This is a genomic window from Komagataeibacter melomenusus (assembly GCF_013155395.1).
Classification (GTDB): Bacteria; Pseudomonadota; Alphaproteobacteria; order Acetobacterales; family Acetobacteraceae; genus Komagataeibacter; species Komagataeibacter melomenusus.
Genome location: NZ_JABJWC010000078.1, coordinates 1 through 8,335 on the forward strand (window position 1 = coordinate 1; position 8,335 = coordinate 8,335).

An 8,335-nucleotide genomic window follows, 5' to 3' on the forward strand; every position below is an offset into this window, starting at 1 on the left:
GCTGGCGGGGGGCGGGCACTGGCGGCTGATGGTGGGGCTGCCGGTAGTGCCTGCCGCCCTGCTGTTCGCGGCGTGCGCGCTGCTGCCCTCCAGCCCGTCCTGGCTTGCGGCCCGTGGGCGCTTCGAGGAGGCGCGCAAGGTGCTGCGCGACCTGCGTGGCGATGAGGCCGAGGCCGACCGCGAGCTTGACTGCATCCGCCACGAACTCGGCGCGGGCAAGGCCGTGAGCGGCTTTGCCCTGTTGCGGGCAAAGCCGTATTTCCGCCGCTCGGTGGCATTGGGAATCGGGCTTCAGGTCATGCAGCAGCTTACCGGCATCAACGTGGTGATGTATTATGCCCCCAAGATCCTGGAAGGCGCGCATTTTGGCACCACCGCCGCCGCATGGGCCACGGTGCTGGTTGGCCTGGTCAATGCCGTGGTGGGCATCGGGGCCATCTATCTGGTCTCGCGCTGGGGGCGCAGGCCGCTGCTGGTGTCAAGCTGCATCATCATGGCCTGTGCGCTGGGTTGCGCTGCCATGATCGAGGGGATGCACCTGCACGGGCCGGGCGCCACGCTCAGCCTGGTGGCGGCCCTGCTGGTGTTCGTGGCGGGCTTTGGCATGGGGGCGGGGCCGCTGGTATGGACCCTGTGTTCGGAGATCCAGCCCATCGCGGGGCGTGACTTTGGCGTGGCCTGCTCCACGCTGGCCAACTGGGGCATGGACTGGGCGGTGAGCAACACCTTCCTCACCATTGTCGCCGCACTGGGGGCGGGATGGACCTTTGCCGGGTTCAGCGTGATGAATATCGGCTTCATGCTGTTTACCGTGCTGCTGGTGCCCGAGACGCGCGACGTGCCGCTGGAGGTGATCGAGCAGCACCTCGAGGCAGGGCTGCCGCTGCGCCGTATTGGCCGCTAGAACCCGCGCATCGGCCCGTGGCTGTAATGCAGCAGCATGCAGCCCACCGCCGTCATGTGCGTACCCGCGCCAAGCACCACCATCACATGCCACAGTACGTTGGAAAACGGCATATTCTCGCGCATGTAGAACACCACCCCGATGCTGAAGAAGAACAGTCCGAGCACGATGAGGAAAAAGGTCGGGCCGGGCAGCATCCATACCTGCGGGTCGGGGCAGAGGAAGAAAACCCACGCCACGCACAGGTAAGGTACGACATGAAACCGGCGTGACCAGGTGAAGAAGCACATCTTGGCCACGATGCCTGCTGCAGCCATGGCCCACAGCACCCCGCAGAACCACAGGCTGGCGCGTCCCTGCCCGCCAAGCACGATGAAGGGCGTGTAGGTTGCGGCAATGGCCACGAAGATGATGGACTGGTCAATGCGCTGCAACCCGCCCTTGAGCCTGCAGGGCGGGCAGAAATTATAGGCCGCCGATGACAGGCACGTGCCCAGTATGCCGCCGCAGTACAGCATGGTAACCCCGGCCGCGAGGCCCGAATGCGCCAGCATGGCCGTGCGCAGCAGCCACACGACGCCACAGCCAAGCCCCACGACGCCGATGATGTGGACCGCAAGGTCGGCCCCCCGTTCGGCCACGGAATAGATGGGAAAACGCGTGCGGGTACTCATGCGGCGGAAATTACTCCTTATTTCTGCTCTGGTCCGGTCCTGTAGCGCGAATAAGACTGTTTCCCCATATGCAGAAGCGTTCAGGCTTGCGTGAAGGCGGGCGAACCGTGCCATGACGGATGCATGCCCGGCCCGGAACCGGCCTGCCGTCATAGCGTGCCGCCATGCAGCACGCAAAGCCGGACCCATGCAGGCAGGGCTTGCAGGGCAAGGGCCTGTGGCGCACAACGCTCCCGGATGAAAGGGAGATAGCGGGACATGGCCCGATTATGGCCACTGGCCTGGGTGCTGGTTGCGCTGGGCGTGGGACATTTTGTGTGCGGTATCGCCCTTACGCCATGGCATGTCGCGGCCATGGTGGGAGCGGGGCTGGGCTGCTTCGTGCTGGTGTGGGGGCTGTTTCTGGGCAGCCTGATGCTGCTGGCCTATGTCAGCAGCCTGCTTGAGCGCACGGGCAGCAAGATGCGGTGGTAGGGGAGAGCCGCCGCCACACGCAGCCTGTTTGCGGTACATAAAAAAACAGGGGTTTCCCCCTGTTCTTTCGTGGTGGCAGGGCGCGCTTCAGCGCGCGGTGCGCTCGCCGGTCACATGGGCGCACAGGGCCTGGATCTCGGCTGCGGTCACGCCCTCGGGGTTGTGCTCGGCCTTCTTGGCGATCTCGTGCTCGGTGCCCGAGGCGCGGCCATGCTCCTTGGCCACGTGCTGGGCGATGGCGATCACCTCTTCCTTCTGCAGCAGCTTGGGCTCTTTCAGGCCACGGGCTGCGAGCTTGTGCATGTGTTCGCGGGCGGCGGCGGTGGGTTTGTCGGTCATGGTTCAGGCTATCCTGTTAACGTGGCGCGCAGTCTGCGCGTAAGAGCGCGTTATAACTTATAGGATGCACGACCTCACATCGTATTTTACATATCAGCTTTGTCCTGCCCGGTGCGGGCAGGCCCCTTGACGGAAACCGATATGCACATGTCCGCTCCCCCCGCGCCCGATAGCGCCCTGACCCGCCTTGCCCCCACGGTGGGGCTGACCGGCCCGCAGCAGGCGCTGATGGATGAGGTGCTGGCCTTCTGCCGCGCCCATATTGCCGATGCGCATGCGCTGTTCGTGATCGAGGGCGATGCAGGCACCGGCAAGAGCCTGCTGCTCAATACGCTGTTCACCGCCATCCAGCACGTGGCACGTGGCCGGGATGCAGGTGACCCGCTGCATGGCACCCGTAACGGCCTGCTGGTCAACCACCCGGAAATGATCAAGCTGTATCGCAATATTTCCGAATCCCAGCCCTGCCTGCGCAAGAAGGATTTCGAGCGGCCCACCACGTTTATCAACCAGATGGCCGGCAGCGGGCAGCGGGCCGATATCGTCCTGGTCGATGAGGCCCATCTGCTGCTCACCCGCAGCGATCCCTATAACCGCTTCCGGCAGGACAACCAGCTGGCCGAGATCATCCGCCATGCGCGCATCGTGGTGATCGTGTTCGACGCCAGGCAGGTGCTCAAGTTCAAAAGCCTGTGGACCGACGAGCGCCTGCGCGCGCTGGTGACGGGTTATCCGGTCGTGATCCGCAGGCTGGAGCAGCAGTTCCGCATGCACGCCCATGCAGATGTGATGGAGTGGATCAGCGCCCTGCGTGATGGCTATTTGCGCGCGCTACCGGCACCACAGCCCTTTGATTTCCGTATTTATGATGATGCGCAGGCTCTGTACGAAGCCATATGCCAGCGCAACGCGCAGTACGGGCTGTGCCGCATGCTGGCGACCTATGATTACCCCTACACCCTGAACGGGCAGGACCATTTCATTACCGAAGGGCGCTTTCACCTGCGCTGGGACCGCGCCATGCCGCAGGCCCGCCTGCCATGGGCGGAACGGGCGGACACGATTGATGAGGTGGGCTCGGTCTATACCATTCAGGGTTTTGACCTGAATTACGCGGGCGTGATCCTTGGCCCGTCAGTCACCTATGACCCGGCAACCGACCGGATCGTAATCGACCCGACCCGCTACGAGGACCGCGCCGCCTTTACCGGGCGCGACGGGGTGGAGAACCCGCCTGCGGTCATGGCGCGGATCATCCTCAATTCCATCAACGTGCTCATGACGCGTGGGGTGAGGGGGCTTTATCTCTATGCAAGCGATCCCCGCCTGCATGCACGCCTCGATGCCTTGTGGAATGCGCGGCAGGCTGCTCCCGCCGCGCGGCAGGCGTTCAGCCCTTCTCGCCAAGGCGCTTGAGGTAGGGCAGGATTTCGGGGCCGGATTCAATGGCATGGCCGAGAACGGTCTCGACAAGCGTGGCAAGGCCCTGCGCATCAAGCCGCGCGAGGATCACGCTCAGGTCATGCCTGTCGGCATCGGAAAGCTGGGGGGACTGGATGATGCGCCGTTCGATCGCCGCCTTCATGGCGTCGGTAGTGAAGGGCATGTCGATAATCTGGTCTTTGCTCATGGCCATAAATTTCCTGCAAGAATAAAGGAACAGGCCATGGTACGGCTTGCCGGTGTTCGGGCAACCACCCTGCACGCGATGCGGTTATGCGTTTGCCATGACAGGGGCAGGCAGGCTTTCAGCCCTGTTCGGGCTGGTCCATGCTGGCCATGCGGTGCAGGCGCGCCGTTTGCGAAAAGCCGCGCATTTCCTGTGCTATGCCCTGGCGCTCCAGCCGCCGCAGGCCGGTGGCATAGCCAATTTCCTGCTTGAGCTGGCCGAGCAGCATGTTGGTGCGACCGCGGAGCATCGTCTTGAAACGATCCATGTCACGCCTCCCTTAAAAGATTTACAGAACAATGCTGCGTTGAACGCATGCCAGATAACAGCATAATGCATGGTGAAATGCAACGTCTAATGCATACCTGACAGACATTTAATGCATGAATGGGGGGAATGAACGGGGTTTGGTCTATGTGAGCGCCTGTGAGCGGGAAGAAACGCGTGGAACACGGCTTCAGCAGGATCAGGCAGGTCCACGGTATTGCTATGCCTGATAGGATAAATGTTCCGATAATTGTTTTATCGGTATAAAATAATCCGTAAAAAATCTGGCATCGGTGTTTATGAAAAGAGCACGCAAGCAGCATAAATATTTAATCCGCTCCCTTCAGATAAAATGTGAGGAATAAAAATGGTGGCGTTAAAAGCCGATGTTATGGCGCTATGCAAAGAAATTGTTAAAAATTTTGAGGGATGGGAATTTTTATCGGAGCAGTTCAAGAATAAATCACTGAAACATACGACCCTCATCGTGGAGCCGGGTTTTGTATTTGATCAATGGGGGGATCGCAATAGCGTTAAGGTTTTTCCAAGTATTTATCTGGATAATAAGAAAGCGAAATATTTATGTAAAAAAATACTGGGAAGACCGATTTATGCATCGAACATACTGTTTGTAGGAATGCGGGGTGAACTCAACATGCTTCCAGAGTTTGCGGTCTATACACCCTTATTTTTTCAGGACAAGGCAGGCTTTATACGTGAGGGTGGATCTGACAAACCCTATTGGAAAGACATTTCTGAGCTGCCCGACATGATAGAGCGCGTACTCAGGCAAGGGATTTTGTTTTTTGAAAAACATTATGATTTTTCAAGTGAAAAAAATATGCTGGAGGCATTGCCCGCAAAATACAAGGCATCATCTTCCGGTGGATATCAGGAATATGAACATAGCCGAGGGGTTATGTTATGTATAATCCGTTGCATGCTTGGGGATTTTGAATTTGTAAGGCGTTACAGGAGCGCTGAATACAGGACTATTTACCCAAAAATGACTGAAGATCTGGATAAGATCATGGCCTATCTGCCCCAGATGGAAAAATCATGGCTGGAAAAAGGGTACGTCTCAATCTGAAAACATTTTTGAAATAACAGGAGTGCAATCAAAATTGTAACGCCGGTCAGGGTAGAGTGAACAGCCGCCGCATGCCTGGACAAAAGCCGTTGGCAGCCGGTTGCCTGCCCGCCCTGTCGGCCAGGCTTCATTATATGGACAGCTTTTTTATGGCTGTCTGATCTTTCACAAGAAAAGGTTTTTGCATGCGCGTTGTTGGCTGGTTGAGCGGCAGTTTTCTGCCCGTCATGCTCCTGTGGGCGCCGGCACTTGCCGCCCCGGCCTATCACCCCGGCTTTGCCTGCCCCCGGCCTGACGGGGCCGATGTGCTGGCCACGGCGCTCTGTGCCGATCCGGTCATGGCAAAAGCGGAACTCGACCTTGAAAAAGTGTTCTATGCCCATCGCGCGCAGGAGGGGGCAGGGGCCTATCCGGCCATCAAGGCGCAGGCTGTGGCCTATGACACGGCCTTGCGCAATACATGCGCCATTCCGGCCGCGGGCACGCCGGGCGCGGTCCTGCCGGTGGGGGCTGCTGCATGCTACGTGAAGGTAACCGAGCAGCAGGCCGGTGAGTGGGCAAGGTCGCTGAGCGGCCCCTATGCGCAGGAAGCCGCGCGCGATATCGACCTGCATATCGCCCTGCAGCAGAAACTCATCAATGCCGGGTATTCTTCCTCCCCCATGGATAAAGCTGATGGAATTTATGGTGATGGCACGCGCACGGCCATCAAAAGCTGGCAGGCAGCCTATGGGGATAGCCAGACAGGCGCGATTGCGGATGATGAAGTGCCTCATGTCGAGAAGCTCGGCGTCTCGCGCGCCGTGCGCTGGGCCAGTCAGCCGCCGGAGCCCTCCCTGAGCAGCGATCCAGACGCGCCGCCCCTGCAGCGGATCTTCCAGTTGGACATGCTGGGCATCCAGCGCCCCTTTCTTGAGCAACTCACAGGGCCAGCCAAGTATATCAATACTTACGCAGATAAAACGACAGCCTATACTTACATGATAAAAAACTGCGAACTGACGGCCTATGAACAGGGCGGCCAGATTCAGGGTTATGGGTTGAAGGTGACCCCATCGTGCTCGGTGCCGCTGACGCCATTCATCCAGAATTCGACCCCCACCATAGCCGAACTGACAATGGGCGATGTCAGTGCCGCGCTGGATGGCACTGCAAGGCCGGTTGCCGATTGCCTTGAAAGCTGTGGCAATGCTGCTGACCCCAATATCGGGCTGATGGTGCAGGGTTCCCATGCCGAGGATTACGTGAATATCGAGGTCTATGCCCCGGTGGTGGATGAACCGGCCCTCACTGCCTATTCAGACTGGAGGGATGCGCTCAAGAAGCATGAAACCGATGACGATATTCTCAGCGGCAAGTTCAACTGTGATGGCAAATATGCTGCCGCAGGACTGCACGCCATGCGCGACGTGCCGGTGAAGCAGCTTTTTGTCGGCAGGGGCATGTCGGGCACTGGCCAGTCCATTAATGGGCAGTGTGGTCAATAAAAGCGGATTTTATGTCATTTGCGCCAGACTTTGGCATGGGCCACAGAAAGAAAACGTTTGCAGTATTCGGCGCAACCCAATTGCTTTCTGCGTGGCCTTGCAGTTACCGTGATCTTCAGGTTCTTTGGCATCATCGGGTTGGGTGCGCTGAGCAGTTACTGGCTCATGTTGTTCTGGGTGGCACTGTAATGTTCCATGCTTTATTGGAATTGTAACGGCTTGGTGCTGTTTATCTGAGCGTTTTAAATTCGCATTAGAGCATTCTGTGATTAGGTTGATGCATATCCTGAGTTCTGGAGGTAATTGGCACATTCCTGTGCGGAGAAGCATTTGAGGAGCGAGGCAATGCGTTTCCATGTTGCCTCGACGGATCGCTCTGCGGCCTTTCGCAAGAGTATCTTGAGCTTGGCAAAGACCTGCTCGATCGAATTGAGATCCGGACTGTAGGGCGGCAGAAAGATCATCCTGGCCCCGACAGCACGGATTGCCTTGCGAACGGCATCGCCCTTGTGGCTGCCGAGATTGTCGAGCACGACGATATCGCCAGCCTTGAGTGTCGGAACCAGGAACTGCTCGACATAGGCTTGGAAACTGCGCCCGTTGATCGGTCCGTCAAGCGCGCTAGGTGCCGCGATCCGGTCATGGCGCAAGGCGGCAAGAAAGGTCAGTGTTTTCCAGTGGGCGTGGGAACCTTGGCCCGCAGCTTTTCTCCTTTGCAGCAGCGACCATGCGTGCGCGCCATGTTGGTTTTCGCCCAGGTTTCATCAATGAAGACCAGACGGGTGGGATCTATATCGGCCTGATCACGCTTCCAAAACCTGCGCTTGCGCGCGACGTCAGGCCGGTCCTGCTCGCAGGGCAGCACGCTTTTTTTGAAGCTGATCCCTTCGGATTGAAAAAAGCGCGACAGCATGCCCGTATCGGCCTGAACGCCACGCTCGTCGCGCAGCCGGATCGACAGCGCCGCAAGGGTAATGTCAGGTTCAGCATCGATGACGGCCCGCAGCCAGGCTCGTTCAGGTCTGGTTTTCGACGGACGGTGCCCGACTGTGCCCGCGCGGCAGCGATCCCCGATACGTCTTGCGCGCTGAACCCATTTGATCGCCGAGGCCTCACTGACCCCAAAGCGCCGTGCCGCTGCCCGGCAACTCATGCCGTCCTGCTCCACCCCGTCAATCACGCGGTCCCGTAAATCCTGTGAATAGGCCCTCGGCATGAAGTCTGGCCTCATCCGCCAGTCTTCATCTTGAATCACATCCCGCGCTCTTTGGGAATCGCTCGATTCAATCTATTCACAGCGCGCTCTAGGGCCTGTTAGGGCTTGATCCAGTCTGCTGCGGCAGCGATGTGGATGACCGCGAGGAACGACGTTGCTGTTTTTTCATATCTGGTTGCGACAGCGCGCCACTCCTTGAGGCGAGCCCAGAGGTT

The 8,335-nt window shown here is 58.8% G+C and carries 11 protein-coding genes; 5 read left to right on the forward strand and 6 right to left on the reverse strand.

Annotated elements, in window-relative coordinates; translation table 11 throughout:
- Positions 1-904 (forward strand): MFS transporter (locus HNW77_RS16595; RefSeq protein ID WP_172159160.1); only part of this gene is annotated, 904 nt, incomplete at its 5' end.
- Here HNW77_RS16595 and trhA read toward each other — a convergent pair.
- Complete coding sequence (gene trhA, locus HNW77_RS16600; RefSeq protein ID WP_172159161.1) at positions 901-1,578, reverse strand: PAQR family membrane homeostasis protein TrhA; 678 nt, start codon at positions 1,576-1,578, stop codon at positions 901-903. The two genes, HNW77_RS16595 and trhA, sit on opposite strands and share 4 nt — an antisense overlap.
- 258 nt (positions 1,579-1,836) lie before the next feature.
- On the opposite strand from trhA, the gene HNW77_RS16605 reads away from it, so the two are divergent.
- Entirely contained in the window at positions 1,837-2,052 is a 216-nt protein-coding gene (locus HNW77_RS16605) for a hypothetical protein (RefSeq protein ID WP_172159162.1), read from the forward strand.
- A gap of 87 nt (positions 2,053-2,139) precedes the next feature.
- Here HNW77_RS16605 and HNW77_RS16610 read toward each other — a convergent pair whose 3' ends face one another.
- Entirely contained in the window at positions 2,140-2,391 is a 252-nt protein-coding gene (locus HNW77_RS16610) for a hypothetical protein (protein WP_078524261.1), read from the reverse strand.
- Positions 2,392-2,532: 141 nt separating this feature from the next.
- Between HNW77_RS16610 and HNW77_RS16615 the strand changes: the two genes are divergently transcribed.
- Positions 2,533-3,807, forward strand: coding sequence for a DUF2075 domain-containing protein (locus HNW77_RS16615; protein WP_172159167.1), 1,275 nt, complete (start codon positions 2,533-2,535; stop codon positions 3,805-3,807).
- On the opposite strand, the gene HNW77_RS16620 is transcribed toward HNW77_RS16615, so the two are convergent.
- Together HNW77_RS16620 and HNW77_RS16625 are read right to left on the reverse strand one after the other, a co-directional pair.
- Positions 3,782-4,021, reverse strand: coding sequence for a hypothetical protein (locus tag HNW77_RS16620; RefSeq protein WP_172159164.1), 240 nt, complete (start codon positions 4,019-4,021; stop codon positions 3,782-3,784). The genes HNW77_RS16615 and HNW77_RS16620 overlap by 26 nt on opposite strands.
- A gap of 118 nt (positions 4,022-4,139) precedes the next feature.
- On the reverse strand, positions 4,140-4,328 hold the full coding sequence (locus HNW77_RS16625) for a CsbD family protein (RefSeq protein WP_110570241.1): 189 nt from the start codon (positions 4,326-4,328) through the stop codon (positions 4,140-4,142).
- Positions 4,329-4,694: 366 nt separating this feature from the next.
- On the opposite strand from HNW77_RS16625, the gene HNW77_RS17870 reads away from it, so the two are divergent.
- On the forward strand, positions 4,695-5,417 hold the full coding sequence (locus HNW77_RS17870) for a hypothetical protein (protein ID WP_241694534.1): 723 nt from the start codon (positions 4,695-4,697) through the stop codon (positions 5,415-5,417).
- Between the two features lie 185 nt (positions 5,418-5,602).
- Entirely contained in the window at positions 5,603-6,904 is a 1,302-nt protein-coding gene (locus HNW77_RS16635; RefSeq protein WP_172159165.1) for a peptidoglycan-binding domain-containing protein, read from the forward strand.
- Positions 6,905-7,173: 269 nt separating this feature from the next.
- Here HNW77_RS16635 and HNW77_RS16640 read toward each other — a convergent pair.
- Positions 7,174-8,120 (reverse strand): IS630 family transposase gene (locus tag HNW77_RS16640; RefSeq protein WP_172159170.1). Its coding sequence is split into 2 segments (ribosomal slippage): positions 7,174-7,589 and positions 7,589-8,120, totalling 948 coding nucleotides; the frame shifts between segments, so codons are not numbered across the junction.
- A 98-nt stretch (positions 8,121-8,218) separates the two neighbouring features.
- The coding region (locus HNW77_RS16645; RefSeq protein WP_018308590.1) for a transposase at positions 8,219-8,335 on the reverse strand (117 nt) is incomplete at its 5' end.

Bases quoted from the DNA above. Each gene is read 5' to 3' on its own strand.
- HNW77_RS16620 (WP_172159164.1), bottom strand. From the start codon at position 4,021: ATGAGCAAAGACCAGATTATCGACATGCCCTTCACTACCGACGCCATG.
- HNW77_RS16635 (WP_172159165.1), top strand. From the start codon at position 5,603: ATGCGCGTTGTTGGCTGGTTGAGCGGCAGTTTTCTGCCCGTCATGCTC.
- HNW77_RS16615 (WP_172159167.1), top strand. From the start codon at position 2,533: ATGCACATGTCCGCTCCCCCCGCGCCCGATAGCGCCCTGACCCGCCTT.
- HNW77_RS16605 (WP_172159162.1), top strand. From the start codon at position 1,837: ATGGCCCGATTATGGCCACTGGCCTGGGTGCTGGTTGCGCTGGGCGTG.
- HNW77_RS16625 (WP_110570241.1), bottom strand. From the start codon at position 4,328: ATGGATCGTTTCAAGACGATGCTCCGCGGTCGCACCAACATGCTGCTC.
- HNW77_RS16610 (WP_078524261.1), bottom strand. From the start codon at position 2,391: ATGACCGACAAACCCACCGCCGCCGCCCGCGAACACATGCACAAGCTC.
- HNW77_RS17870 (WP_241694534.1), top strand. From the start codon at position 4,695: ATGGTGGCGTTAAAAGCCGATGTTATGGCGCTATGCAAAGAAATTGTT.
- trhA (WP_172159161.1), bottom strand. From the start codon at position 1,578: ATGAGTACCCGCACGCGTTTTCCCATCTATTCCGTGGCCGAACGGGGG.